This is a genomic window from Microbacterium sp. 5K110, from assembly GCF_005774735.1.
Classification (GTDB): domain Bacteria; phylum Actinomycetota; class Actinomycetes; order Actinomycetales; family Microbacteriaceae; genus Microbacterium.
In genome coordinates this window covers 1-26678 of the sequence record NZ_VBUM01000045.1, presented here as the reverse complement: position 1 = coordinate 26678, position 26678 = coordinate 1, and the positions used below count along the sequence as shown (strand labels likewise).

Genomic DNA, 26678 nt, shown 5'->3' with positions numbered 1-26678 from the left:
AGCCCGACCCGGCCCGGCTCCGCCCGGCCCGGCCCCGCGACGAACGACGGCGCCGCACCCCGAAGGGATGCGGCGCCGGACGAGGGCGGATGCCTCAGCTGATGAGCAGCAGAGGGTGGCCCGCCGCGACGGTCGTGCCGGGGCTCGCGTCGATCCCGGTGACGGTGCCGTCCTTGTGGGCTTGAAGGGGCTGCTCCATCTTCATCGCCTCGAGCACGACGACGAGGTCGCCCTTGACGACCTGCTGTCCCTCTTCGACGGCGACCTTGACGACGGTGGCCTGCATCGGCGACTTCACGGCGTCACCGGTGGCTCCCGCGGTCGGGGACGCGGCGTGCGAGCGGCGCGAGGGCGGGGCCGCGGCCGGGCGCCCGGGCTTGCCGGCCGGGGCGGCGATGCGGTCGGGGAGGCTGACCTCGAGGCGCTTGCCGCCGACCTCGACCACGACCGTGTGCCGGCCGGGAGCCTCGGTCGGAGCCTCGGGCTCGCCGTCCCAGGCGGGGATGTCGTTGACGAACTCGGTCTCGATCCACCGCGTGTACACACCGAACCGGCCGTCTTCGGCGGTGAAGGCGGGGTCGCGGACGACCTTGCGGTGGAAGGGCAGCACGGTGGGGAGCCCCGCGACCTCGAACTCGTCGAGGGCGCGGCGCGCGCGCTCGAGCGCCTCGGCGCGGTCGCGGCCCGTCACGATGATCTTGGCCAGGAGCGAGTCGAACGCGCCCGAGACGCTGTCGCCGGCGGTGACGCCGGAGTCCAGGCGCAGGCCGGGACCCCCGAAGGTCTTGAACACGTGGATAGGCCCGGGCTGGGGCAGGAATCCGCGGCCGGGGTCTTCGCCGTTGATGCGGAACTCGATCGAGTGGCCCACCGGCGCGGGGTCGTCGTAGCCCAGCTCCTCGCCCTCGGCGATGCGGAACTGCTCGCGGACGAGGTCGATGCCGGTGACTTCTTCCGAGACCGGGTGCTCGACCTGGAGGCGCGTGTTGACCTCGAGGAACGAGATCGTGCCGTCGGCGCCGATGAGGAATTCGCACGTGCCGGCCCCGACGTAGCCGACCTCGCGGAGGATCGCCTTGGATGCCGAGTACAGCACCGCGTTCTGCTCGACGGTGAGGAACGGCGCGGGCGCCTCTTCCACGAGCTTCTGGTGACGGCGCTGCAGCGAGCAGTCGCGAGTGGAGACGACGACGACGTTTCCGGCGGCATCCGCGAGGCACTGGGTCTCGACGTGACGCGGCTTGTCGAGGTACTTCTCGACGAAGCACTCTCCGCGGCCGAAGGCGGCGACGGCCTCGCGCGTGGCCGACTCGAACATCTCGGCGACCTCGTCGAGCTCACGGGCGACCTTCAGCCCGCGCCCGCCGCCGCCGTACGCGGCCTTGATGGCGATGGGCAGCCCCACCTGCTCGGCGAAGGCGATGACCTCGTCGGCTCCGGCGACGGGGCCGGGGGTGCCGGGGGCGAGCGGTGCACCGACCTTCTCGGCGACGTGACGCGCGGTGACCTTGTCGCCGAGGGCCTCGATGGCTGCGGGTGCGGGGCCGATCCAGATCAGGCCGGCGTCGATGACGGCGCGGGCGAAGTCGGCGTTCTCGGCGAGGAAGCCGTAGCCGGGGTGCACGGCGTCGGCGCCGGAGCGGCGGGCGATCGAGAGGATCTTCTCGATCGACAGGTAGGTGTCGGCGCTGGTGGCGCCATCGAGCGCGTAGGCCTCGTCGGCGAGGCGGGTGTGCAGGGCATCCCGGTCCTGGTCGGCGTAGACGGCGACCGAGGCCTTACCCGAATCGCGTGCGGCGCGGATGACACGGACGGCGATCTCGCCGCGGTTGGCGACGAGAACCTTGGCGATCTTCGGCATCCGCCCAGCCTATCGAGGCCGGCTGCCGCTCTTTTGACCCTCCTCGACAAGAAACGCCGAAAAACGTGTGGGGGAGTCTACGAACGGTTCCACAGTTCGGTCCACGAGCCGCCGAGCTCCCGCACCAATCGGCGCACCGTCGACAGCGACATCCCGACCACCGTCGACGGGTCGCCCTCGACGCGGTCGATGAACGCGCCGCCGAGGCTGTCGACCGTGAACGCGCCGGCCACGTGCAGCGGTTCGCCACTGGCGACGTACGCCGCGATCTCGTCGTCGTCGACGTCGGACGCGAAGCTGACGGACGCCTCGGCGACGGCGAACGCCTCGCGGGGCTCCGCGCCGGGGACGAGGCGGAACACGCTGTGGCCCGAGTGCAGGATGCCGGTGCGCCCGCGCATCTCCCGCCACCGGGCAGTCGCCGCCTCGGGCGTATAGGGCTTTCCGAGGATCTCGTCGCCGAGCGCGAACATCGAATCGCCCCCGATGACGAACCCGTCGAAGTCGGGGTCGTCCGCGTGCAGCCGGTGCGCGACGTCGGCGGCCTTGCGCCGCGCGAGGAGGAGCACGTGCTCGGGGGCGGGGAGCCGGCGTCCCTCCGCTGCCTCGACCTCGGCGATCACCCCTTCCTCGTCGACCCGCGGCGCGCGGGCCTCCGGCTCGATGCCGGCCTGCCGCAGGAGCATCATCCGGGCGGGGGAAGTGGATGCCAAGCACACGCGCATGCGTCCACGCTACCGACGCACAGCCCCACCGGAGCCGCGTGTGACAGGCTCGGGGGATGCACAACGGCGACCTCATCGATCTCGACATCACCGGCGTCGCCCACGGCGGCATCTTCGTCGGGCGGCACGAGGGTCGCGTCGTCTTCGTGCCCGACACGCTGCCCGGGGAGCGCGTGCGCGTCCGGCTCACCGACACCCGCAAGAAGGCGTTCTGGCGCGCCGAGACGCTGGAGGTGCTCGAGGCGGCCCCCGAGCGTCGCCCGCACGTGTGGGCGTCCGCGTCGATCGACCGCGCGCCTGAGGAGCGTGCGGGAGGCGCCGAGTTCGGCCACATCGCGCTCGCGCACCAGCGCGCGCTCAAGGAACGTGTGATCCGGGAGTCCCTCGAGCGCGTAGGCCGCCTCGAGCTGCCGGTCGAGGTGCGCGCGGCCGGCGCCGACGAGACCCCCGACGGCACGGGCTGGCGCACGCGCGTGAGCCTGCACGTCGACGAGGCCGGTCGCGTCGGCCCCTTCGCGCCGCGCTCGCACCGGGTCGTGGAGACCCCCGACCTGCCGCTGGCCACGGCCGCCGTCGCGCGCGCCGCGGCGGAGCTGCGCGGAGGCGCCGTCGGCCGCATCGACCTCGTCCAGCCCGCCGACGGCCGCGTGCGCGTCCTGCCGCGTCCGGACGGCACGCGCGACGCCGCTCCGGCCGAGGTCGTCGAGGAACGCGTCGGCGATCGCGTCTTCCGGGTGGACGCGGGCGGCTTCTGGCAGGTGCACCGGTTGGCGGCCGCCGCGCTCACGGATGCCGTGACCGAACGGGTGCGCGCGAGCGTCGGCGACCTGGACCCGGATGCCACCCACCTCGACCTCTACGGAGGGGTGGGACTCTTCGCCGCGGCGCTGGCCGACATGGGCGGCGTCGCCACGCGCGTGATCAGCGTCGAGAGCGATGCGCGCGCGACCGAGCACGCGGGAGAGAACCTCGCCGAGTGGGTCGGCGCGCGCGCCGAGACCGCCCGGGTGGACCGCTATGTCGGCGGGCTGGTCGCCGACGCCTCGGAGCGGGAGCGCGAGCGTCTCTCGCGCGGTGTCGTGGTCCTGGACCCGCCGCGGGCGGGCGCCGGGCGGGACGTCGTCGAGGGCCTCGCCGCGCTGGGGCCGAGCGCGGTGGTCTACGTCGCGTGCGATCCGGTGGCTCTCGCCCGTGACCTGGCCATCTTCGCCGAGCACGGCTACCGGGCCGACGGGGGGATCCGGGGTCTGGATCTGTTCCCGAACTCCCACCACGTCGAGGCCGTGGTCGCGCTGCGGCGGTGACCCGCCGATCGGCGCATGTGGAGTCCCGCTATCCGAGGGGCCGCGCCGATACGATGAGGAGATGACGCGCGTCGCCCTCATCGATGACCACGAATCGGTCCGTCTCGGCCTCGAGGCCGCGCTCGCGCGCACCGAGTCGTTCGAAGTGGTCTCCTCGGGCGCGAACGTGGCCACCTATCTCGAGTGGCGTCGCTCCGCGGGCGAGGCCCCGGCGGACGTCGTCGTTCTCGATCTCACCCTGGGCGACGGCACCACGGTGTCCGAGAACGTCGACCGGGTCGTGCGCGACGGGTCCAGCGTCATCATCCACAGCGTCGCCGACCGCCCGGCCGCGGTGCGCGAGGCGCTCGCCGCCGGCGCGGCGGGGATCGTGAGCAAGTCCTCGCCCACGCACGAGGTGCTCGCGGCGATCGGCACGGTGGCGCGGGGCGAGCTGCTCGACAACGTCGAGTGGGCCAGCGCCGTCGAGGGCGATCGCGAGTTCGCGGATGCGCAGTTGTCCGCGCGCGAGCGGGAAGTGCTCCGCCTGTACGCCGCGGGCCTGCCCCTCAAGGCCGTCGCCGAGCGCCTGGGAGTGGCGTACTCCACCGCGAAAGAGAACATCACGCGCGTCCGCGTGAAGTACGTCGAGGTCGGTCGCCCCGCCCCGACGAAGGTCGATCTGCTGCGGCGGGCGATGGAAGACGGCATCCTCCATGACGCTCCCGAGACGCCAGGCGATGCCTGACGTCGATCGCTCCGTCCTCGACGAGGCGTGGGGGAGGATCCCGCACACGCGAGAGACCAGCGACGACCCCGGGTCGTTCACGCAGAAGCGCATCGAGCGGGTCATCACGCTGCTGGTCGGGCCGGCCTGTCTGGTCCTCGGGGTGCAGGCGTTCGTCGCCGCCTTCGGTCCGAGCGACGAAGCCGAGGGGTGGCACCTCCCCCTCGTGGTCGGCGTCTTCGTCCCCCTCCTGGCCATGGTGGTCGCGTGCGGCGTCGGGCGATTCGCGCGGTTGTTCTCGGGATTGTTCGCCGTGGTGTTCGTGATCGCGCTCGCGCTGTGGCCCATCGCCACGGCCGGGGGTCAGCCGCCCTCGCCGACCCAGAACCCGTGGATCTTCTACCTCATCAACGTGGCCACCGTGGCCACCGTGGTGGCTTTCCCGCTGGCCCTGCAGGTGGCGTGGACGGTCGCGGCCCCCTTGCTCTTCGGCGTGGTCCGGCTGCTCCAAGCCGGCGGGCGCCCCGAATTCCTTCTACCCGTGGCTCTGGACGTCTCGTTCGCCCTGATCCTGGGGAGCGTCCTCGTGACGTTGACGTGGATGTACCGCTCGATCGCGGCGAACGTCGACGAGACCCGGGCGCGCGCCGTGGCGAGCTATGCCTCGGCCGCGGCGACCGCGGCGACCGAACACGAACGCGTCGCGGTGGCGGCGCTCATGCACGACAGCGTCCTCGGTGCCCTCTTGGCGGCGGAGCGTGCGTCGACCCCGCGCGAGCGCACACTGGCGGTCAGCATGGCCCGAGAGGCACTCACCCGCCTCGCCAACGCCGAGAAGGACGCCCTCGAGGGCAGCGACGAGCCGATGGATGCCACGGCCCTCGCCCAGGACATCGAGACGTCGGCGCGCGACTTCGGGGTGGAACTCGTCGTGCAGCGGCGCGTGCAGGAGGGCACCCCACGCGTTCCGGGTCGCGTCGCCCGCGCGCTCGTCCTGGCGGCGATGCAGGCCGTGGCCAACGCCGTCCAGCATGCCGAAGCGCGCGCGCTGTCGGTCGATGTCGTCGGCCACGCCGAGCCCGGGGGCGTGACCATCCGCGTGCGAGACGCCGGTCGCGGCTTCGACGTGAACGCGATCCCGGCCGATCGGCTCGGCATCCGCGGATCGATCATCGCCCGCGTCACCGCGGTCGGCGGCCGGTCCGCGGTGGATTCCACGCCCGCGGGGACGACGGTGACGCTCGAGTGGGAGAGCGGGGATCGCTGGTGACCGTTCGCTCGATCCTCGCGGGCATCGCCCTGGCCTTCACCGCGTACCTCGCTGCCCGCAGCCTGCTCTGGACGCTTCCCGATACGGTCGATCGGGGCTGGCTGCTGGTCGCCGCTCTGGTCATCTACCTGCCGATCACTTGGGTGTGGATCCTGCTGCCGACGCGGCAGCGCGCCGCCGCCGACGGCGGCCTCCCCGGCCCGCGCATCGTCCCGCCGCGGTGGGCCGCCGCCCTCGCGCTGCTCGCCGCAGTCGTCGTGCCCAATGCGGCCTTCGCCGCGGTCAGCGACGCGGGCCGCGCCCAGCCCTTCGTCACGTGGGTGATCGGCGGCATCGGCGCGTTGATGACGGTGGTCATGGTCCGCCGCCGCCCGGCGGTGGCCTGGGTGGGCACGGGCCTCATGGCCCTCTCGGCGGCGGTCTGGCTCGGTCCCCTCGCGGCGTTGAGTCTCGGACTCGTCGGGTCGCTCGTGTGGGTCGCCGCGGCGCAACTGATCTCCTACGCTCTGGACCGGGTCGCCCACGACGCCGAGCAGCTCTCGGAGCTTCAGCAGGCGGCCTCGGCGTGGCAGGCGTCGCAGAGCGGTCGCCAGCGCGAGCGGCGCCTGCACGTCCAACGGGCCTTGCACGTGGCCGGCCCCGTGCTCGGCCGCACGATCGAGACCGGGGGCAACCTGCGTCCGAGCGAGAAGAACTCGGCCCGGCTGGCGGAGCAGAGCCTGCGCGACGAACTGCGCAGCCCCCGCCTCCTCGATGACGGCGTGCGCGCGCAGATCGATGCCGCCCGTCGTCGCGGCACGATCGTCATGCTCTTCGACGAGGGAGGGCTGGAAGGGCTGCCGGCTCCCGCGCTCGCCGAGATCCGCAGCGAACTCGCCGGGATCGTCGGCGAGGCCTCCTCCGAGCGGCTCATCATCCGCACCTCGCCCCATCACGAGGTGGCGGTCACGGTGGTCGGCCGCACGGCATCCGAGGGGGCCGGTGCCGACGAGGACGCCGTCGACCTGTGGCGCGAGATCCGTCGGCCCAGCTGACGGGCACCGCTCACCGCCGGCCCGGAAGACTGCGCTCTTTCGCGGAGAAAAAGTGAGGGGTGAGGGGCGGCGAATCGCCTGCCCCTCACCCATGCGAACGGCTACCCGAAAACCGCCCGCGTGGCCGGAACCGGCTCGATGGAGCGGCCCGGCCGAACGCGTGATGCGTTCCAGCTCCTCCAGTATCCGTGAGCGTTTCCGCTCCGTCTGTAGGTATTTAGGGGGACAGTCAGCCCGTGAAGCCGTGCCAGCCCGCGTCGCGGTTCAGCGGGGAGCGCAGGCCCCGCGCCGAGAGCTCCCAGCGCGAGCGGGGGGCGTCCTCGGGGGCCGTGGCATCCGCGGTTTCGCGCGCGAAGGCCTCGCTCACGACGACGACGGCCGCGGCCAGCTCTTCGGGCGTCGGTGCGCCGCGGACGACCCGGGCGACGGTCGCCAGCGAATCGTCGGATGCCGTGTCGCTCACAGCGGGATGTTCCCGTGCTTCTTGGCGGGCAGGCTCGCGCGCTTGTTGCGCAGTGCCCGCAGGGCTTTCGCGATCGAGACGCGCGTCTGCGCCGGCTCGATGATGCCGTCGAGCTCGCCCCGCTCGGCCGCCAGGAACGGCGACGCGACGTTGTAGGTGTACTCGTTGGCCAGGCGCGTGCGGACGGCGGCGACGTCCTCGCCGGCCTCCTCGGCGCGCTTGATCTCGCCGCGATAGAGGATGTTGACCGCGCCCTGACCGCCCATGACGGCGATCTCGGCGGTGGGCCACGCCAGGTTGATGTCGGCACCGAGCTGCTTGGAGCCCATGACGATGTACGCGCCGCCGTAGGCCTTGCGGAGGATCACGGTGACCAGCGGCACGGTGGCCTCGGCGTAGGCGTAGAGCAGCTTCGCACCGCGGCGGATGACGCCGGTCCACTCCTGGTCGGTGCCCGGGAGGTAGCCGGGCACGTCGACGAGGGTCACGATGGGCACCGAGAACGCGTCGCAGAAACGGACGAAACGGCTCGCCTTCTCGCCCGCGTCGATGTTGAGCGTGCCGGCCATCTGAGAGGGCTGGTTGGCGATGATGCCGACGGTGCGGCCCTCGATACGCCCGAACCCGATGACGATGTTCGGGGCGAACAGCGGCTGCACCTCGAGGAAGTCGGCACCGTCGACGATGCCCTCGATGACGGTGTGAATGTCGTACGGCTGGTTGGGGGAGTCGGGGATGACGGTGTTCAGTGCGCGATCGGCATCCGTGGTCTCGAACTCGAACGGCGTCTCGTAGACGGGCAGCTCGGAGAGGTTGTTGTCGGGGAGGAACCCGATGAGCGTGCGGGCGTAGTCGATGGCGTCGTCTTCGTCGTCGGCGAGGTAGTGCGCGACGCCGGAGCGGGTGTTGTGCGTGTGGGCGCCGCCGAGCTCCTCCATCCCGACGTCTTCGCCGGTGACGGTCTTGATCACGTCGGGGCCGGTGACGAACATCTGGCTGGTCTTGTCGACCATGATCACGAAGTCGGTCAGGGCGGGGGAGTAGACCGCGCCGCCGGCGGCCGGGCCCATGATGATCGACAGCTGCGGGATCACGCCCGACGCCGCCGTATTCAGGCGGAAGATCTCGCCGTACTTGCCCAGGGCGACCACGCCCTCCTGGATGCGTGCGCCGCCCGAGTCCAAGATGCCGATGATCGGGATGCCGCTGCGCAGGGCCAGTTGCATGACCTTGATGATCTTGTCGCCGGCGACCTCGCCGAGCGATCCGCCGAAAGTGGAGAAGTCCTGTGCGTAGACCGCGACCGTGCGGCCGTGGATCGTGCCCGTGCCGGTGACGACCGAGTCTCCGTAGGGACGGGACTTGTCCATGCCGAAGGCGGCGGTGCGGTGCCGGACGTACTCGTCGAGCTCGACGAACGAGCCGGGGTCGACCAGCATCTCGATGCGCTCGCGGGCGGTGAGCTTGCCCTTGGCGTGCTGCTTGGTGCGCGCGGCGGCTTCGGCGTCGACGACCGCCTCCTGGAACCTCGTGCGCAGGTCGGCGATCTTGCCGGCGGTCGTGAAGAGATCGGGCTGGTCGGTCACGCTTTCCACCCTAGCGACCGCGTCGGTGCCCATGTTGGAGGGTGCGCACAAGCCCCCACGCGAGACGCTGTGGCATCCATCCATCGCCGGGAGGGGCACTACCCGGGAGAAGGCAAGTGGATGCCGTCGCCCCCGGGTGTTGCCTAGGGTGTGGACATGCCGATCCCCGCTGCCGGATTCCCACTCACCGCCGCGCTGAGCCCGCGCGTCCAGATCGTGGAGACGACCGACTCCACCAACGCCGACGTCGTGGCCGCCGTGGCCGCCGACCCCGCCGGCTGGCCCCACCTGTCGCTCCTGGTCACCGACGACCAGCGGGCCGGGCGCGGCCGGCTCGATCGCACGTGGACCGCGCCGGCGGGTACCGCGCTCGCCGTCTCCGTCGTCGTCGACGCCGGGCGCGTGCCGATGGAGATGCGCGGCTGGATCCCCTTGGCGGCCGGAGCGGCCATGGCCCGCGCGGTCGAGAGCAGGCTCTCCGGCCACGGCTCGAAGGCCGAGCTCAAGTGGCCGAACGACGTGCTCGTGGACGGGAGCAAGATCTGCGGCATCCTCGCGGAGGCGGTTCCCGGATCCCTCGACACGGTCGTCGTGGGCGCCGGGGTGAACACCCGCATGACCCGTGCCGATCTCCCCGTGTCCACGGCGACCTCGTTCGCGGCGATCGGGATCGACGTCGACGACGACGCACTCCTCGCCGACTACGTGAAGGCCCTTGCAGAGTTCCTCGCCACTCTGTCGAGCGGCGACGTCGCGCGCGTGCATCGCGACATCGAGAAGCTCTGCGCGACCGTCGGCCGCGAAGTGTCGGTCTCCCTCCCCGACGAGACGACCCTGCACGGGCGGGCGGAGCGACTCGACGCCGAGGGGCGGCTGGTCGTGGAGTCCGGCACGATCCAGACCGTCGTCGCCGCGGGCGACGTCGTCCACGTGCGCTGACCCGCCCGCCACCCGCGTGTGCGGGCGGCGTCGTGGGTCCTGTCCCCCAGAATGAAACCGTGACCCAGCCGACCAGCTACGGAGGCCGCCCGCGGACGCCGGCCCCGGGTTCGGTGGCGCCCGAACGGCGCATCGCGCGGTTGCGCGGTCACTCGCGCCGGCTTTTCTGGTCGGCGCTCGTGCTCATCGCCGTCGCCGGCGCGACGACGTACTTCTTCGGCAACCTTCCCTCTCCTTTCGAGGACTGGATGCTCCTGACGGCCGCGGGCGCGCTGGTCCTGCTGCTGGTGATCGTGCCGTACTTCGTCTGGTTGTCGCGGTCCTGGACGATCACGACGCGTCGCGTGATCGAACGCTCCGGGTTCTTCGGATCGAGCAGTCGCGAGATCTCGCATGTCCGGGGGTACGCGATCCAGATGCGCCGCGGCATCCTGCAGCGCATGTGGGGAGCCGGGACGCTGACTCTCTCCAACGGCGTCGAGCCCCCCATGCGGCTGAAGAACGTCCCGCACGCCCTCCTCGTCCACGAGACGCTGGTCGACCAGGTCGAGGTGAACCAGATCCTCGCCCACCGGGACTCGCAATCGAACGGTTCGGGCGCGATCGACGCCTGACCCCGAGCACCCGGTGTGCAACCCCGCTGTGCGACGGCCACAATGGACGGGACGGAAGGAGCGGCATGGCGCTGCGAGTCGGAGTGGTCGGTGGCGGACAGCTGGCGCGGATGATGATCGCGCCCGCCGAAGAACTCGGGATCGACATCCGGGTCCTCGCCGAGAGCGAGGGCATGTCCGCGAGCCTGGCCGCCACCGCCGTCGGTGACTACCGCGACGCCGAGACGGTGCTGCGCTTCGCGCGCGACGTCGACGTCCTCACCTTCGACCACGAGCACGTTCCGCAAGACGTCCTGGCCGCCCTCGTCGAGGCCGGCGTCGCCGTGCACCCCGGCCCCGCACCCCTCGCGGTCGCGCAGGACAAGCTCGTGATGCGGAAGCGCATGGCCGAGCTCGGGATGCCGCAGCCCGACTGGGCGGCGGTGTCCGACGCCACGGAGCTGCAGGAGTTCCTCGACGCGCACGGCGGCCGCGCGGTCGTGAAGACCCCCCGCGGCGGCTACGACGGCAAGGGCGTGCGGGTCGTGTCCGCCGCCACCGAGGCCGACGACTGGTTCGCCGCGCTCGCCGAGGACGCCCGCGGTGGTGCGCTCCTGGTGGAGGAGCTCGTCGACTTCACGCGCGAGCTCGCCCAGCAGGTGGCTCGGCGCCCCTCCGGGGAGGTCCGCGTCTACCCCCTCGTCGCCACGACCCAGCGCGACGGCGTGTGCGCCGAGGTCATTGCTCCGGCCCCGCGCGCGGGCGAGCGGCTCGAGCGCGCCGCCGCCGAGATCGGCGTCGCCGTGGCAGAAGGCCTCGGGGTGACCGGGATGCTCGCGGTCGAGTTGTTCGAGACGACCGACGAGCGCATCCTCGTCAACGAGCTCGCGATGCGCCCGCACAACAGCGGTCACTGGACCCAGGACGGCGCGGTGACGAGCCAGTTCGAGCAGCACCTGCGGGCGGTGCTCGATCTCCCGCTCGGATCGACCGCGGCGGTGGCGCCCTGGACGGTCATGATCAACATCCTCGGCGGGCCGGCCGAGGGCGGACTCACCGAGCGGTTCGCCCCGGCGATGGCGGCGCATCCGACGGCGAAGATCCACACCTACGGCAAGGATCCGCGCCCCGGCCGCAAGGTGGGGCACATCAACGTCGCCGGCGACGACGTGGATGACGTGGTCTACGAGGGCCGCGCGGCGGCGGCATTCTTCGACTGAGCGCGCCGTTGCGCGATCTTCCAGCGACCCGCCCTAGCCTGGACCGGTGACCCGGCCACTGCATTCCTCCGAGACGCCGGTGGTCGGCGTCGTCATGGGCTCCGACTCCGACTGGCGCGTGATGAGCGACGCCTCTCAGGTGCTCACCGAGTTCGGCATCCCGCACGAGGTCGAGGTCGTCTCGGCGCATCGCACGCCCGACAAGCTGATCCGCTACGGCCGCGAGGCCCGTGCGCGGGGGCTGCGCGCGATCATCGCGGGTGCGGGCGGGGCGGCGCACCTCCCGGGCATGCTGGCTTCGGTCACCGCCCTGCCGGTCATCGGCGTGCCGGTGCAGCTGGCGACGCTGGACGGACTGGACTCGCTGCTCAGCATCGTGCAGATGCCGGCCGGGATCCCCGTGGCCACGGTGTCCATCAACGGCGCCAGGAACGCCGGTCTTCTGGCCGCCCGCGTCCTCGGCGCGGCCGATCCTGCTCTGGGCGACCGGGTCGAGGCCTATGCCGCCGATCTCGAAGCCCAGGTGGAGGAGAAGAACCGCCGTCTGAAGGACTCGTTGTGACGCTGTCGGCGCCGCCGCGGCCGCGGACGCGCGAGCCGCTCGTGGAGTCGCGGCCGATGCGCAACCCGGATGTCTCGTCGCGGGAGGTCATGACGCGACGTGGCTGGTGGCTCGTCGTTCTCAACGTCCTCGTGCCGGGATCGGCGCAGATCCTCGCGGGCAACCGCCGCCTCGGTCGGTTCGGGCTGGCGGCGACCCTCTTCCTCTGGACGGTGCTGGTCCTGACGGCCCTCGGCGCGCTGCTGTGGCCGAGCGGGCTGTTCGCACTCGCCACGGGATCCTTCATCCCCGATTTCCTGTCGTGGTTCCGTTGGGTGCCGCTCACCGTCGTGCAGATCGTGCTCATCGGGTACGTCGTGCTGTGGATCGTCCTGACGATCGACACGCTGCGGCTCGTGCGGCTCGTCCGCACCGGCCCCCTTGCGCGGTTCGCCATCGCCTTCGTCTCGGTGGGCCTGCTGGTTCTCACCGGCTCCGGGGCGGCGTGGGCGGCTCAGGCGGCGGGCACCACCCGCGACGGGTTCGCGCAGATCTTCGCCGAGTCCGCTCCCGTCGTCCCGCCGTCCGACGGCTACTACAACATCCTCCTCCTGGGCGCCGACTCCGGTGAGGGACGCGACTCGATGCGATTCGACTCCATCTCCGTCGTCTCGATCAACGCCTCCAGCGGTGCGGTGACCATCACCGGCATCCCGCGCGACATGCCGCACTTCCCGTTCGCGCCGGGCCCGATGCAGGACGAGTACCCCGACGGTCACACCGGATTCGCGAACGCCACGTGCGGGTGGGGCAGCGGCATCAACCAGCTGCGCACCGAGGTCGAGGTCTGTAAGGACGGCAATGCCCTGTATCCCGACGCGGTCGCGAACGGCTCGGAGCCCGGTATCGAAGCCACGAAGGACGCCGCCGAGGGCATCCTCGGCATCCAGATCCCGTACTACGTGCTCATCGACATGAAGGGCTTCGCCGACGTCGTCGACGCGCTCGGCGGAGTCGACATCACCGTGGACGAGCGACTCCCCAAGGGCGGCCCCGCCTACGACGGCCAGCCGGTGGACGACTGGGCCTTCGGCTGGATCGAGCCGGGCGCGCAGCACATGGACGGCGACACCGCCCAGTGGTACGCCCGCTCGCGGTACACCACGAGCGACTTCGATCGCATGCGGCGTCAGCGGCAGTTGCAGGAGGCGATCCTCGCGCAGTTCACTCCGCAGAACGTGCTCCAGCACTTCACGGAGGTGTGGAAGGCCGGGACGAACGTCGTCGAGACCGATCTGCCGCAGGGTCTCATCGCCCCGACCCTCGTGGACCTCGCGTTGAAGGCGAAGGGCGAGCCGGTCACGACGATCGAACTCACCCCCGAAGGCGGCGTCGACGAGTTCGACCCCGACTACGCCCAGGTCCAGCAGATTCTGCGCGACAAGCTCCACCCGCCCACCGAGACGGAGGCACCCGCGCCGTGACCGTCACCCTCCGCGTCGTGCTGGACCAGCTCGTCAGCCCCACCTCCCGCGACCTCGCCGAGGCTTCCGCGTCGCTCGCTCAAGCGCTCGTCGACACCGCCCCGCGCGGCTGCGACGTCGCCGCGATCGTGCCGTCTCCGGGCCTGCCCGACGACGTCGGGGTGACGGGCCTGACATCCGAGACGCGGCTGTCGATGCGGCGGCGCGAGCTCGCGGCATCCTGGCAGCTCGGGGTGGCTCCGGGGATCGGCCGCGGCCTGATCCACTCGCCGACGCCGCTCGCCCCGCTCGTGCGTCACGATCGCGTCAACGAGACGCACCAGATCGTCGTGACGCTGTGGGACCTGCGCGCGTGGGAGACCCCCGACGAACTGCCCCGGGCCGAGGTCCTGGCCGCCCGTGCCCTGCTCTCGCGCGTGGGCAAGCACGCCGACGCCGTCGTCGTTCCCTCGCACGCGATGGCCGAACGCCTGGCCGAGGTGGCCAAGGCCAAGCTCGTCGCCAAGGTGCGGGTCATCGGCGGCGCGCCCGTCCGCGGTTTCCGCGTGCCCTCGGATGCCGTGGGGCGGCTGCGCGCGCTCGACCTGCCGTCGTCGTTCCTCGCCGTCGCCGGAGGCGCCGTCGCCTCCGACGGCCTCTCCGCCGCGTTCGCGGGCGTCACCGCGGCCGGATGGGAGGGCGACGTCGTCGTCGTCGACGTGCCCGAGGGGGAGGAGCCGGCCGTGGCCGACCTCGCTTCCGCCGCCGGGATCGCCGAGACCCGCGTGCACGCCCGCGGATCGCTCGACCCCTGGGATCGCGCCGCGGTGCTCTCGCACGCGGTGGCATTCGTCGCCCCGAGCACCCGCACCGATTGGCCGTGGCGCGCGGTCGACGCGCTCGCCGTCGGCGTGCCGATCGTGGCGGCCGACACGGCCGTGCACCGGGAGGTGCTCGCGGACGCGGCGGTGTACGCGGGTGCCGACGACCTCGGCGCGGCGATCACCCGCGCCCTGGGGGAGGACGCGGAGCGTCTGCGCGTGCTCGCCGGCGACCGCGCGAAGGGCTTCGCCTGGGAAGCGTGCGCCGACCGGGTGTGGGCGTTGCACGCGGAGTTGTAGACCCGGCCCTATGCTCGAACCCATGACCGCGCGCGTCGGAATCGTCGTCCGCACCCGCAAGCGCCCCGACTTCCTGCGCCGGGCCCTCGACGACATCGCCGCGCAGACGTTCCCTGATCGCCGTGTCGTCGTCGTCAACGACGGAGGCGTGCCCGCCGAGGTCGACCGGGTCGTCGCCAAGGCTGCGGTACCTGTCGAGGTCGTCCATATCCCTCCCGGCGCGGGCGGTCGTTGCATCGCCGCCAATGTCGGGGTGCGCGCGGCAGGGACCGAGTTCGTCGTGCTGCATGACGACGACGACCGCTGGCATCCGGAATTCCTCGCGCGCACCGTCGCCTGGCTCGATACCCACCCCGGTGATGCGGCGGTCTCGGTCGCGACCGAGATCGTGTACGAGGAGGAGCGGGACGGCGCATGGGTCGAGGTCGGACGCGCTCCGTTCTGGGCGGGGATGCAGCGCATATCGCTGACCGAGATGCTCAGCGTCAACCGCGCCGTCCCCATCTCGGTCCTCTACCGCGCCGCCGTCCACGGCGACGCCGGCTGGTACGACGAGTCGCTCGACGCGGTCGAGGACTGGGACTTCTACCTGCGGGTGCTCGCGCGGGCGGGGTTCGGGTTCCTCGCGGGCGAGCCGCTGGCATACTGGACGCAGAGACCGGATGCCACCGGCGTCGCCGCGAACAGCATGTTCGAACTCGCCGGGGCGCACGCGCACGATGATGCCCTCGTCCGTGACCGGGCGCTCGCGGAGTGGACCCGGCGGGAGGGTGAGGGGCTTCCGCTCTACCTCGCCGCGCTCCAGGCAGAGCTGCTCGCTCGGCTCGACGAGCGCGCCGAGGAGAGCGCGGCACGACTCCGCGCGGAGATCCGCGAGGACGTGCGCCGCGAGATCGACGCCCATCAGCCGCTGTGGTCGCGGCTGCGTCGGCTGCGGCGATATACGACGCGCAGCTGACCTCGCGCGGCGTGGCAGCTGCCGATCCGGGCCGCGACACCGCACAATGATCGCGTGATTCGCCTGACTGCCGCCCCTCACTCCCCCTCGACGAAGAGGATGAGTCGGTGGGTCGTCCCCGTCGTGGCGCTGTCGCTGCTGACCCTCGCCGGGTGCGCGACGCCCGTCGGAGGGGCGAGCCCCACGCCCACCTCGAGCGGCTCGGCATCCGCCACCGCGTCACCCACCCCCTCGGCTGCGCCGACCGGCACCGCTGTTCCGAGCCCCACGGTCACCCCGTTCACCGGCGACGTCCTCGTCGTCACCGCCGAGATCCTCGATGGGCGGCTCGAGGTCACGGCGATGGTGCCGAAGGTCTCGGAGGGCGGCGGCACGTGCACGCTCGAACTCGTCGGAACAGATCGGACCGTGTCCGTGACCGGAGCCGAGGGCAACGACGTGACCTACTGCGGCGTGATGTCGATCCCCGTCGACGCGCCCGCTGACGACCTGCAGTTCCGGGTGCGCTACGAGTCGTCGACGACGCGCGCCGAGTCGGCCGTCTCCACGGTCGAGCCGGCCCCGTGATCGCTCGGTCGCGCCGCCGCGGCGCCGTCGCCGTCCTCGCGGCCTGGGTGTGCGCGGTGGCATTTCTGGTAGCCGTCCCCGTCGCGCTCCCCGCGACCGTGGCCCCCGTAGCATCCGCGTCCGCCGCGAACGCGGCCGACTGGAACGCCGGGAACATCATCGACGACGCGGTGTTCTTCGACGGCACGGCGATGGGATCCTCCGAGATCCAGGCGTTCCTGGAGCGTCAGGTGAAGCAATGTCGGAGCGGTTTCACCTGTTTGAAGGACTACCGGCAGACCACCGACGATCGGCCGGCTGACAAGTACTGCAACGGGTACACGGGTGCTCCCAACGAGCGCGCGTCCACGATCATCGACAAGGTCGCCCGCTCGTGCGGCATAAGCCAGAAGGCGCTCCTGGTGCTGCTCGAGAAGGAACAGCGCCTCGTGTCGTCGACGTGGCCCGAGGAGGGTCAGTACCTCGCGGCCACCGGTCAGGGATGCCCGGACACCGCGCCGTGCGATTCGTCGACCGCCGGATTCTTCTACCAGGTGTACTACGGTGCGCGGCAGTTCGAGATCTACCGCATGAACCCGACGTGGTGGGGCTATCAGGCCGGTCGCTGGAACAACATCCTGTACCACCCTTATAACAACTGCGGCACGCAGCGCGTCTACATCGAGAACGCGGCGACGGCGGCCCTGTACATCTACACCCCGTACGTCCCCAACGCCGCAGCCCTTCGGAACCTGTACGGGGAAGGGGACGGCTGCTCGGCCTACGGCAACCGCAACTTCTGGCGCATCTTCACGGACTGGTTCGGGTCGACGCGGGTCCAGCCCACGGTTCCGCGCTACGGCGTTGACCCGTCCATCGTGGCGATCGACGGAACGGGCCAGGTCTTGTCCTACCCGTTCAAGAACGCGACCTGGGGTGACCGTGTTCGCACCGCTGGCGGCATCGCGTCGACGGATCGTGTGCTTGCCGTCGGCGACTTCGACGGCGATCAGCGACGCGACATGATCGTCGTCGACCGTGACATGAAGGTCTGGCTGCGTCCGCTCGAAGAGCGCTCCGGCGATCTCGCGCGCAAGCGCATCGACGTCGACTGGTCGGATGCCACGTTCATCACGGCCGCGAGCGACGCCGACGGCGACGGCATCCCCGACGTCTACACCACGACGAAGGCCGGTCTGCTGCTGTTCTGGAAGGGAACGGGATACGGCACCTTTGCGGCTTCGCGAGTCGTCGGCAGCGGGTGGACGGGGTTCACCGCGGTCGTCGGCGGCGCCGACGTCACCGGGGACGGAAAACAGGATCTCCTCGGTCGTGACGCCAGCGGTGACCTGTGGCTTTACCGAGGCGACGGTACGGGCGGCTGGCAGAATGGCCGCACCCATCTCGGCGGAGGATGGGGGTCGATGACGTCCATCACGATGCCCGGTGACTTCACGGGCGACGGCGTCGCCGATCTGCTCGCGGTCGATCGCAACGGACTGCTGTGGTCGTTCGCCGGTGATAATTCTGGTCGTTTCAGCAGGTCGTCGTCGCCGGTGGGCAGCGGCTGGAGCGTGATGCAGACCGTCACGGCGGAAGGGGCGTCGCCCGGGTGGAGGAAGGCGTTCCCCGGCGGAGTCGGCGATCTCACCGGTGACGGACGCGCCGATGTCGCCGCGGTGACCAAGAAGGGCGTGCTCACGGTCTACCCCGGCAACGGCGGCGGAGGGTGGCAGGGCCCGATCGAGTCGAACGCGAAGTGGGGGAGTGCGACTCTCGTCCCCCTCGGGGACTTCACCGGCGATGGTCGGCCCGACCTGGGACGTGTCACCTCGGACGGTCAGTTCGAACTGTGGAAGGGGCGCGGCGACGGCACGTTCGCGGGGCCGGCCGTCATCGGATCCGGTTGGAACGGATTCGGGCTGATCACCGGTGGGATCGATTTCGACGGTGACCGTCGGGTCGATGTGGTTGCGCGTGACGCCGCGGGCGACCTGTGGCTCTATCGTGGCGACGGCATGGGGGGCTGGCTGACCGGCCAAGGCGTCAAAGTCGGTGTCGGATGGCAGGTGATCGACTCGCTCTCGGCGGCCGGCGACATCGACGGTGACGGCGTGAGCGATCTGCTGGGGCGGCGCACGGACGGCAGCCTCTGGCTGTTCGGGGTGGATGGTCGCGGCAATTGGGGCTCGATCCGGGTGATCGGGGAGGGGTGGAACGTCTTCGGGACCGTCTTCGGTGCCGGTGACTTCGACGGCGCCGCCGGACCCGACGTGTTCGGAACCGACACGAAGGGTGATCTCTATCTCTACCGGGGCGATGGTCGCGGCGGATGGCTCGGTCGGTCACTCGCTGGCATCGGGTGGAACGTGATGGGCCAGATCCGCTGAGCCGGTCCCCGGGCACCCGGCTTTCCTCGACTGGCGCCAGTAGCGGGTGCTGGATGAGACTAGAGGGTCTGCAGCCTCGGAAGTGAGTTCGACCACGTGAGTACCTCGAAGCCCGTTCGCCCCTGGCGGCCCGTGTTCGCCGCCTACGGCCGTTTCGTCGAGCCGCGCACGGACGGGCTCCCCAATGCCAAAGTCGTCGGCATCCCCCTGGGATTCCTCGCGGCCGTTCTCGTCCTCTTCGTCGCCCTGGGCCTGACGGGTTCGTCGACCGGCGTCGTCCACGGACTCATCAGCGAGACGGAGGATCCGGCACTGATAGCCGGAGAGCCCGCGCCCATCCGCAGCGACGAGTGGTTCGTGCAAACGTCCTGGGTCATCTCGCAGGTGGAGCAGGGGCTGCCGCCCCGGAACGAGACGTTCCCGGGCGGGATGGATGCCACCGTCCAGAACGATCTCCCCACGACCGACTGGTCCACCGCGCTTCGCCCGCACCTCCTGGGCTTCTTCGTCCTCCCGCTCGACCAGGCGATGGCGATGAAATGGTGGCTGCCCGGATTCGCCGTCATCGCTGCGGGCTACCTGTTGGCTGCGGTGTTGATGCCGCGGCGGCCGCTCGCTGCTGCGGCGCTCGCCGTGGGGTTCTTCTTCTCGCCGTTCTTCCAATGGTGGTATCTGTCGACGACGCTCTATCCTGCCGCGTGGGCGTTCCTCGTGATGGCCACCGCCGTGTGGTGCCTGAAGTCGAGAAGACGACGAGGAGCGTGGATACTGGCGGGCCTCACGGCCTGGACCACGGCGGCGATGGCCGTCGGGGTGTACGCACCGTTCATCGTGCCGGTCGTGCTCGTCGCTGCGGCGTTCGTGATCGGACTCGTGCTCACCCGCCGCGACGGGTCTCGGCTGCGTGAGCGGGTGACGCGCATCGTTCCGCTCCTCGCGGCGGGACTCGTCGCTGCGGTGGTGATGGTCGTCTGGCTTCTCACGCGGTGGTCCACCATCGAGGGCTTCACATCGACGGTCTACCCCGGTGAACGATTGCAAGAGGTGGGCCACGCCGGGACGTCCGAGCTGGCCCAGCTTTTCGCAGGCTTTCTCTCGTTCGATCTCGGGCGCACCACGGGCGCGCCGTTCGCAATGAACGCGCCCGAGGCGTCGACGTTCTTCCTCCCCGGACTGTTCCTCGTCGTCGCGATCGTCTGGGTGCTCGTCGCCCTCTGGCGGACCGATCGCCGCGTCGACGGCACCGCGGTCGCGTTGTTGGTATCCGGCGTGGTGATGGTGGCATTCCTGGTAATCCCGGGCTGGGATCCGATCGCTCACCTCTTCTTCCTGGACCGAACGACCTACGGGCGGATACGGATCGGTTTCGGGGTGCTCAGCTTCGTGCTCGTTCCGCTGACCGCGCGGCTGCTCGACGACATGCGCTCCGCGAGCGGGCGCCGGGCGCCCTGGTGGGTGCCGCTCTCCGCGATGGCGCTCGTGGCGCTGTCGTTCGTGTTCGTCCTCTGGCGAATCGGCCGTGAGATGGGGCTGCAGGCCTACGTCGCGGACATGTCGCGATCGGCGTTGCTGCTGGGGGCAGTGCTGGCCCTCCTCTGCGTTCTCTCGGTGGGGGCTTTCGCCCGAGGATGGGCCGGAATCGGAGCGGCGATGTTCCTCATCGTCTCGGTCGTCTCCTCGCTGGGCGTCAATCCGCTGTATCGCGGTGTGCTGGACCTGAGGGAGACGGCAACTGTCCGCACCGTGCAGGAGAGGGACGCTCAAGATCCGGGTACCTGGGTCGGAATCACCTCGACGTCGCTTCCGACGATGATGCTCCTGGAATCGGGTGTCACCGCGCTGAACGGCTTCCAGGGGGCGCCGTCGCGGGAGATGTGGTCCGAGATCGACCCCACCGGTGCTGCGGAGGAGGAATGGAACCGGCTCGGCATGGTGTCCTGGGTGCTGGGAGAGGGCGACCCTGCTCCTCGCAATCCTTACCCCGACCAGGTGCAGATGACCTTCGATGCGTGCGCGCCGTTCGCGCGCGAGCACGTGACGTGGGTGCTGAGCGAAGTCGCGATCGACTCGCCCTGCGTGGTGTTGAGCGACACCGTGCAAGAAGGCCCGTCGAGCTTCCGGATCTACGAAGTCGTGAAGTGAGTCTGGCCCGCGTCAGCGGCCGAGGTACTCTGCCAACCGCTCCCGGCCATCGAGGGTGCGGATCCGCCCCCCGACGTCATCCAGGTCCAGCACGCTGTTGCGGGGACGTGGGGCGACCGGGCCGGTCGTCCCGGTGAAGTACTCCGCGGTGCTGACTCCGGTGACGCGGTCGGGGTCGTGCCCGGTGAGGCGGAAGACCTCGCGGGCGATGTCGTACCACGTTTGGGGGTCCCCGGCGGAGGTGACGTTGTAGACGCCGGAGGGTGCCTCCGACTCCAGCAGCGCGCGAACGGTGGCGGCGATGTCGTCGGTGAAAGTGAGACGCCCGGTTTGGTCGTTCACGACGCGCGGGTCGATGCCGCGTTCGGCGAGGGAGGCCATGGTGCGGACGAAATTGTTGCCATCGCCGATGACCCAGCTCGTACGCAGGATGTAGTGACGCGGAACGATGGAGACGATCGCATCGCCGGCGGCTTTGGTCTGCCCATAGACGCCGAGGGGGGCGAGTGGGTCGCTCGTCGTGTACGCGCCGTCCTTCGTGCCGTCGAAGACGTAGTCGCTGGAGATGTGGACGAGGGTGATCCCGTTGGTGGTGGCGATGCGGGCGAGGGCGGCGACGGCGGTGACGTTCGCGGCCCAGGCCTCGGCGCGGCCCTCGGGGGTTTCGGCGGTGTCGACCTTCGTATAGGCGGCGGCGTTGATGATGGTGCCGTAGTCGCGCCAGCGGCGGGCGGTGGGAAGGTCGGGGGAGGTCAGGTCGAGGGTGTCGCGCGTGGCGTACTCGATCCACGGGTGTTCCCCGTATTCGTTGCGGAGGGCGCGGCCGAGCTGTCCGTTGGCGCCGGTGACGAGGATCTTCTTCGGCGGCATCGGGATGACGTCGGCGAGGCGGGGGTGGTTCTTGTCCTTCTCGCTGATCTCGACGGTGTCCAGGGGGATGGGCCAGTCGATCGCGGCGGTCTCGTCGGCGAGGTTGAGGAAGGTGTAGGTGGCGTCGGGGGACCAGTGGTCGTTGACGAGGTAGGTGTAGGCGGTGTCGGGTTCGAGGGTCTGGTAGGAGTTGCCGACGCCGCGGGGGACGAAGATCGCTTTCGAGGGGTCGAGCTCGGTGGTGTAGACGGCGCCGAAGGTGTCGCCTTCGCGGAGGTCGACCCAGGCGCCGAAGATGCGGCCGGTGGCGACGGAGACGTACTTGTCCCATGGTTCGGCGTGGATGCCGCGGGTGGTGCCGACGGCGTCGTTGAAGGAGATGTTGTTCTGCACGGGACCGAAGTCGGGCAGGTCGATCCCGGCGGCGGTCATCTTCGCGCGTTGCCAGTTCTCTTTGAACCAGCCGCGGGTGTCGCCGTGCACGGGGAGGTCGAGGACGATCAGCCCGGGGATCGGGGTGGTCGTGACGGTGAGATTCTTACCGAAGTCGGTGGCCATGCCGGTCACTGTCCCTTGCTGGCGTAGAACGCTTCGACGCCGTCCTTCGCCGGAGCCCACCAGGCCTCGTTGTCGCGGTACCAGTCGATGGTCGCGGCCAGACCGGACTCGAAGTCGCCGTACGTGGGGGTCCACCCGAGTTCGGTGCGCAACTTCGTGGAGTCGATGGCGTAGCGCAGGTCGTGCCCGGGCCGGTCGGTGACGAGGTCGTACGCGTCGACGGGCTGTCCAGTGATCTTGAGGATCAGTTCGACGACGCTCTTGTTGTCCTTCTCGCCGTCGGCGCCGATCAGGTAGGTCTCGCCGATGACGCCCTTGTCGAGGATGGTCAGCACCGCGGAGGAGTGGTCGTCGGCATGGATCCAGTCGCGCACGTTCTCACCGGTGCCGTACAGCTTCGGGCGAATACCGCGAATGACGTTGGTGATCTGCCGGGGGATGAACTTCTCCACGTGCTGGTACGGGCCGTAGTTGTTGGAGCAGTTGCTGATCGTGGCGCGCACGCCGAACGAGCGCACCCACGCCCGCACGAGAAGGTCGGATCCGGCCTTGGTGGAGGAGTAGGGCGAGGAGGGGTTGTACGGGGTGGACTCGGTGAAACGGGCCGGGTCGTCCAGTTCGAGGTCGCCGTAGACCTCGTCGGTGGAGATGTGGTGGAACCGCACATCGTGCCGGCGGGCGGCCTCCAACAGCGTGTACGTACCGATGATGTTCGTATCCAGGAACGGCCGCGGGTCGTGCAGAGAGTTGTCATTGTGCGACTCCGCTGCGTAATGCACGACCGCGTCCGCCTCGGCCACGAGCGGATCCACCACGGCGGCGTCGGCGATGTCGCCCACGACCAGTCGCACGCGGTCCTCCGGCAACCCCGCCAGCGACGCCCGGTTGCCGGCGTAGGTCAGCTTGTCCAACACCGTCACCGTGTGATCCGTGTGGCTCACGACATGGTGGACGAAATTGGAACCGATGAACCCGGCACCGCCGGTCACAAGCAGACGCATGGGGCCAGACTAGCCCGGCGTACTCGACGGCCCTGAGCGAGTCGACGGATTGGCGGGGATCGCGCGCGTCGGCGACAATCGAGGAATGCGTGGGATCATTCTCGCGGGCGGAACCGGGTCACGACTGCACCCCATCACGCTCGGCGTCTCGAAGCAGCTCGTCCCGGTCTACGACAAGCCGATGATCTACTACCCCCTGTCGACCCTGATCCTCGCCGGCATCCGCGACATCCTCATCATCACCACGCCACAGGATTCCGAGCAGTTCCAGCGGCTGCTCGGCGACGGATCGCGTTTCGGTATCTCGCTGACGTACAAGGTCCAGCCCTCACCCGACGGACTCGCCCAGGCGTTCCTCCTCGGCGAGGAGCACATCGGGTCTGACTCGGTCGCGCTCGTGCTGGGCGACAACATCTTCTATGGGCAGGGCATGGGGACGCGCCTGCGTCAGTACACCGACCTGACCGGAGGCGTGGTCTTCGGCTACTGGGTGGCCGACCCGACGGCCTACGGCGTCGTGGAGTTCGACAACGCCGGGCACGTGGTCTCGCTGGAAGAGAAGCCGGCCCACCCGAAGAGCAACTACGCCGTTCCAGGGCTGTACTTCTACGACAACGACGTCATCGAGATCGCCCGCTCGCTCACCCCCTCGCCGCGCGGAGAGCTCGAGATCACCGACATCAACAGCCGCTACCTCGAACGTGGTGCCTTGAAGGTCGAGCTTCTGCCGCGCGGAACGGCGTGGCTCGACACCGGGACTTTCGACTCGCTCAGCGAGGCGACGGAGTTCATCCGCACGGTCGAGAAGCGCCAGGGCCTGTCGATCGGGTGCCCCGAAGAGGTCGCCTGGCGTATGGGGTTCCTCTCGGACGACGAGTTGCGCGAGCGCGCGGAGCCGCTTGTCAAGAGCGGGTACGGCGAGTATTTGCTCAAGGCTCTCGCTCAGACAAGCCACGGCGGGCCGATCTAAGCTCGGTCTGTTCTGTGAGCGGTGGGCGCCCCCTGCCGTATCCGAGAAGTTGCAGGATGCCATGACGGGGGCTGAGGTGGAGCGTGCTGTGGTCTTTCCTGCGGCTGGTCGTCGGCTTGTGGTGTATGTGGTGTATGACCGTCGTGGGGGTGTGGACGAGTATGTCGTGCATGCGTTGGCGGGTTTGCGGGAGCATGCGGCGCGGATCCTGGTGGTGGTCAACGGGAGGTTGACGCCGGAGGGTCGGGCGCGGTTGGAGCCGGTGTCCGATGAGGTGCTGGTGCGTGAGAATGTCGGGTTCGATATTTGGGCGCACAAAGAGGCGTTGGATCACGTCGGTGCGGGGTTGTCGGAGTTCGATGAGGTCGTTCTGACCAATGACACGTGGTTCGGTCCGGTGCGGCCGTACGGTCCGGTGTTCGAGCGGATGGACGCGCAGGACATCGACTTCTGGGGCATGACCGACCACGCGCGCGAGGTCCCCAACCCGTTCACGGGCAAAGGAGTTCTCCCGTATCACCTGCAGTCGTTCTGGATCGCGGTGCGCCGTTCGATGTTCACCTCGGAGCGTTGGGCGCGGTACTGGCGCGACCTCCCCGAGATGCCGTCGTACTTCGATGCCGTCCTCAAGCATGAGACGGTCTTCACCGAGACGTTCGTGCGCAATGGATTCCGCCCCGCGGTCGCCTTCGCATCCGATGACTACCCGACCGACCACCCGGCGCTGTTCAATCCGACGCTGTTGATGCGCGACGGGTGTCCGCTTCTGAAGCGTCGTCCCTTCTTCCACTGGCCGCCGTTCCTGGACCGTCACGCCGTCATCGGTCGCGCCATCATCGACGACGTCGACGCGCACGGATATCCCGTGGCGTTGATCCTCGACAACCTCGCGCGCACCGTTCCCGCCAAAGTCGTCAACACGAACCTGGCAATGCTCGATGTCCTGCCACGCACGGCGGTGGTGGCATCCGAGGATCCGACGGGCCTGCGGGTCCTCGTCGTGATCCACGCCACAGGCCTTGCGTCGACAGCGGGTCTGGTCGATCGGCTCTCGTGGTTCCCGGGACCCGTCGACGCCGTGATCACGACCTCCGACGCCACGATCGCGCCCGGACTCCGTGAACTTCTCGACGCACAGGGCGATCGCGTCCGGATGGGAGAGGTCCGCGTCATCCCGTCCGAGAACGGACGAGACATGAGTGCCTTCCTGATCGGCTGCCGGGCGGAACTCGAGAGCGGCGAGTACGACGTGTTCGTCAAGCTGCACGACCGCGTGCCCGCGCGACGGGGGCGGTCGGTCTCCGACTACTTCCGGCGCTACATGCGCGACAACCTGCTCGCGAGCCCCGAGTACGTGGCCAACGTGCTCGCTCTGTTCGTGCGTGAACCCGGCCTGGGGGTGGTGCTTCCTCCGCCGATCCAGACCGGCTACGCCATCACGGGTGAAGGATGGTCGTGGTATCGCGGCCGTGGACACGACGTGGCCGAGGATCTCGGCATCCGCGTGCCGCTGGACGGGGTCACGCCGCTCGCACCCCTGGGCGGAATGTGGATCGGTCGACCCGAGGGTCTGCGCCCGTTGCTGTCGAAGGCGTGGACGTACGACGATTTCCGCGACACCTCGCACAAGCGGGTGCCGGACATTCGACGGGTGCTCGAGCGTGTCGTGACCGCGGCCGCCGGCGAGGAGGGACTCCACGCCCGCACGGTCCTGACCGCCGAGCACGCGAGCCTGACGCATCTGTCGATCGAGTACAAGATCGATCAGCTCGCGGTCAACCTTCCGGGTTACCCGGTCGACCAGATCCAGTTCCTCCACCGCGCCGGGTGGTGGGGTATCGGTGGAGCCGTCGCGTTCTTCCGCATGTACATGAAGACGAACCACTCGAACGTGGTGCGACGACTCGATCCCGTCATGCACCCGGTCGGTCGCGGAGCACGCGCCGTGCTACGAGGAGCGCGCGCGGGTGTCGCGGCCGGTCGTCGACTCGTCAAGGGAGGCCGTCGATGAACGCAACCCCGGTGTCCCGAACGTCCGCCTTTCCTGCGGCTGGTCGTCGGCTTGTGGTGTATGTGGTGTATGACCGTCGTGGGGGTGTGGACGAGTATGTCGTGCATGCGTTGGCGGGTTTGCGGGAGCATGCGGCGCGGATCCTGGTGGTGGTCAACGGGAGGTTGACGCCGGAGGGTCGGGCGCGGTTGGAGCCGGTGTCCGATGAGGTGCTGGTGCGTGAGAATGTCGGGTTCGATATTTGGGCGCACAAGGAGGCGTTGGATCACGTCGGTGCGGGGTTGTCGGAGTTCGATGAGGTCGTTCTGACCAATGACACGTGGTTCGGTCCGGTGCGGCCGTACGGTCCGGTGTTCGAGCGGATGGACGCGCAGGACATCGACTTCTGGGGCATGACCGACCACGC

General features: G+C 69.9%; 23 protein-coding genes. 17 read left to right on the top strand and 6 right to left on the bottom strand.

Going from position 1 to position 26678, the window contains the following annotated elements; translation table 11 throughout:
- Window positions 1–94: 94 nt before the first annotated feature.
- Window positions 95–1861 carry an acetyl/propionyl/methylcrotonyl-CoA carboxylase subunit alpha gene (locus FE256_RS11240; RefSeq protein ID WP_138175634.1) on the bottom strand — a complete coding sequence of 589 codons (1767 nt, stop codon included), beginning with the start codon at window positions 1859–1861 and terminating at the stop codon, window positions 95–97.
- A gap of 77 nt (window positions 1862–1938) precedes the next feature.
- Complete coding sequence (locus tag FE256_RS11235) at window positions 1939–2586, bottom strand: Maf family protein (protein WP_138175632.1); 648 nt, start codon at window positions 2584–2586, stop codon at window positions 1939–1941.
- Window positions 2587–2642: 56 nt separating this feature from the next.
- Here FE256_RS11235 and FE256_RS11230 point away from each other — a divergent pair, with 56 nt between their 5' ends.
- From FE256_RS11230 to FE256_RS11215, 4 genes are all read left to right on the top strand, one after another.
- Complete coding sequence (locus tag FE256_RS11230) at window positions 2643–3890, top strand: class I SAM-dependent RNA methyltransferase (protein ID WP_138175630.1); 1248 nt, start codon at window positions 2643–2645, stop codon at window positions 3888–3890.
- A gap of 61 nt (window positions 3891–3951) precedes the next feature.
- A complete protein-coding gene (locus FE256_RS11225; RefSeq protein WP_138175629.1) occupies window positions 3952–4617 on the top strand; it encodes a response regulator transcription factor in 666 nt (221 codons plus the stop codon).
- Window positions 4610–5866: a sensor histidine kinase gene (locus FE256_RS11220; protein WP_252370986.1), complete on the top strand. Its 1257-nt coding sequence runs from the start codon at window positions 4610–4612 to the stop codon at window positions 5864–5866. The genes FE256_RS11225 and FE256_RS11220 overlap by 8 nt, the downstream gene beginning before the upstream one ends.
- Window positions 5863–6900 (top strand): hypothetical protein, encoded by a 1038-nt coding sequence (locus FE256_RS11215; protein WP_138175625.1) that lies wholly within the window; start codon window positions 5863–5865, stop codon window positions 6898–6900. The genes FE256_RS11220 and FE256_RS11215 overlap by 4 nt, the downstream gene beginning before the upstream one ends.
- A 229-nt stretch (window positions 6901–7129) precedes the next feature.
- On the opposite strand, the gene FE256_RS11210 is transcribed toward FE256_RS11215, so the two are convergent.
- Both FE256_RS11210 and FE256_RS11205 read right to left on the bottom strand, forming a co-directional pair.
- Window positions 7130–7363 (bottom strand): acyl-CoA carboxylase epsilon subunit, encoded by a 234-nt coding sequence (locus tag FE256_RS11210; protein ID WP_138175623.1) that lies wholly within the window; start codon window positions 7361–7363, stop codon window positions 7130–7132.
- Window positions 7360–8982, bottom strand: coding sequence for an acyl-CoA carboxylase subunit beta (locus tag FE256_RS11205; protein WP_138175621.1), 1623 nt, complete (start codon window positions 8980–8982; stop codon window positions 7360–7362). The genes FE256_RS11210 and FE256_RS11205 overlap by 4 nt, the downstream gene beginning before the upstream one ends.
- Window positions 8983–9105: 123 nt before the next feature.
- On the opposite strand from FE256_RS11205, the gene FE256_RS11200 reads away from it, so the two are divergent.
- From FE256_RS11200 to FE256_RS11155, 10 genes are all read left to right on the top strand, one after another.
- Window positions 9106–9888 carry a biotin--[acetyl-CoA-carboxylase] ligase gene (locus tag FE256_RS11200; RefSeq protein WP_138175619.1) on the top strand — a complete coding sequence of 261 codons (783 nt, stop codon included), beginning with the start codon at window positions 9106–9108 and terminating at the stop codon, window positions 9886–9888.
- Between the two features lie 59 nt (window positions 9889–9947).
- Window positions 9948–10502, top strand: a complete 555-nt coding sequence (locus tag FE256_RS11195) for a PH domain-containing protein (protein WP_138175617.1) — start codon at window positions 9948–9950, stop codon at window positions 10500–10502.
- Between the two features lie 65 nt (window positions 10503–10567).
- A complete protein-coding gene (locus tag FE256_RS11190) occupies window positions 10568–11701 on the top strand; it encodes a 5-(carboxyamino)imidazole ribonucleotide synthase (RefSeq protein WP_138175615.1) in 1134 nt (377 codons plus the stop codon).
- A 94-nt stretch (window positions 11702–11795) separates the two neighbouring features.
- Window positions 11796–12263 (top strand): 5-(carboxyamino)imidazole ribonucleotide mutase, encoded by a 468-nt coding sequence (gene purE / locus FE256_RS11185; protein ID WP_138175636.1) that lies wholly within the window; start codon window positions 11796–11798, stop codon window positions 12261–12263.
- Entirely contained in the window at window positions 12260–13726 is a 1467-nt protein-coding gene (locus FE256_RS11180; RefSeq protein WP_252370985.1) for an LCP family glycopolymer transferase, read from the top strand. Before purE ends, FE256_RS11180 begins: the two co-directional genes overlap by 4 nt.
- The gene (locus FE256_RS11175) at window positions 13723–14826 is read left to right on the top strand and encodes a glycosyltransferase (RefSeq protein ID WP_138175613.1); all 1104 of its coding nucleotides are present in this window, start codon (window positions 13723–13725) and stop codon (window positions 14824–14826) included. Before FE256_RS11180 ends, FE256_RS11175 begins: the two co-directional genes overlap by 4 nt.
- 22 nt (window positions 14827–14848) lie before the next feature.
- The gene (locus FE256_RS11170; RefSeq protein ID WP_138175611.1) at window positions 14849–15784 is read left to right on the top strand and encodes a glycosyltransferase family 2 protein; all 936 of its coding nucleotides are present in this window, start codon (window positions 14849–14851) and stop codon (window positions 15782–15784) included.
- A 54-nt stretch (window positions 15785–15838) separates the two neighbouring features.
- Complete coding sequence (locus tag FE256_RS11165) at window positions 15839–16351, top strand: hypothetical protein (protein WP_138175609.1); 513 nt, start codon at window positions 15839–15841, stop codon at window positions 16349–16351.
- A gap of 56 nt (window positions 16352–16407) precedes the next feature.
- A complete protein-coding gene (locus FE256_RS11160) occupies window positions 16408–18720 on the top strand; it encodes an FG-GAP-like repeat-containing protein (RefSeq protein ID WP_138175607.1) in 2313 nt (770 codons plus the stop codon).
- A gap of 96 nt (window positions 18721–18816) precedes the next feature.
- Entirely contained in the window at window positions 18817–20862 is a 2046-nt protein-coding gene (locus FE256_RS11155) for a DUF7657 domain-containing protein (RefSeq protein WP_138175605.1), read from the top strand.
- A 12-nt stretch (window positions 20863–20874) separates the two neighbouring features.
- On the opposite strand, the gene FE256_RS11150 is transcribed toward FE256_RS11155, so the two are convergent.
- Both FE256_RS11150 and rfbB read right to left on the bottom strand, forming a co-directional pair.
- A complete protein-coding gene (locus FE256_RS11150) occupies window positions 20875–22290 on the bottom strand; it encodes a sugar nucleotide-binding protein (protein WP_138175603.1) in 1416 nt (471 codons plus the stop codon).
- Window positions 22291–22295: 5 nt separating this feature from the next.
- Window positions 22296–23291, bottom strand: a complete 996-nt coding sequence (gene rfbB, locus FE256_RS11145; protein ID WP_138175601.1) for a dTDP-glucose 4,6-dehydratase — start codon at window positions 23289–23291, stop codon at window positions 22296–22298.
- Between the two features lie 85 nt (window positions 23292–23376).
- Between rfbB and rfbA the strand changes: the two genes are divergently transcribed.
- The 3 genes from rfbA to FE256_RS11130 all read left to right on the top strand — a co-directional run.
- Entirely contained in the window at window positions 23377–24261 is an 885-nt protein-coding gene (rfbA, locus tag FE256_RS11140) for a glucose-1-phosphate thymidylyltransferase RfbA (RefSeq protein WP_138175599.1), read from the top strand.
- A gap of 61 nt (window positions 24262–24322) precedes the next feature.
- A complete protein-coding gene (locus FE256_RS11135; RefSeq protein ID WP_138175597.1) occupies window positions 24323–26272 on the top strand; it encodes a rhamnan synthesis F family protein in 1950 nt (649 codons plus the stop codon).
- A gap of 86 nt (window positions 26273–26358) precedes the next feature.
- Window positions 26359–26678: rhamnan synthesis F family protein (locus tag FE256_RS11130; RefSeq protein WP_252370984.1), on the top strand; the 320-nt coding region annotated here is incomplete at its 3' end.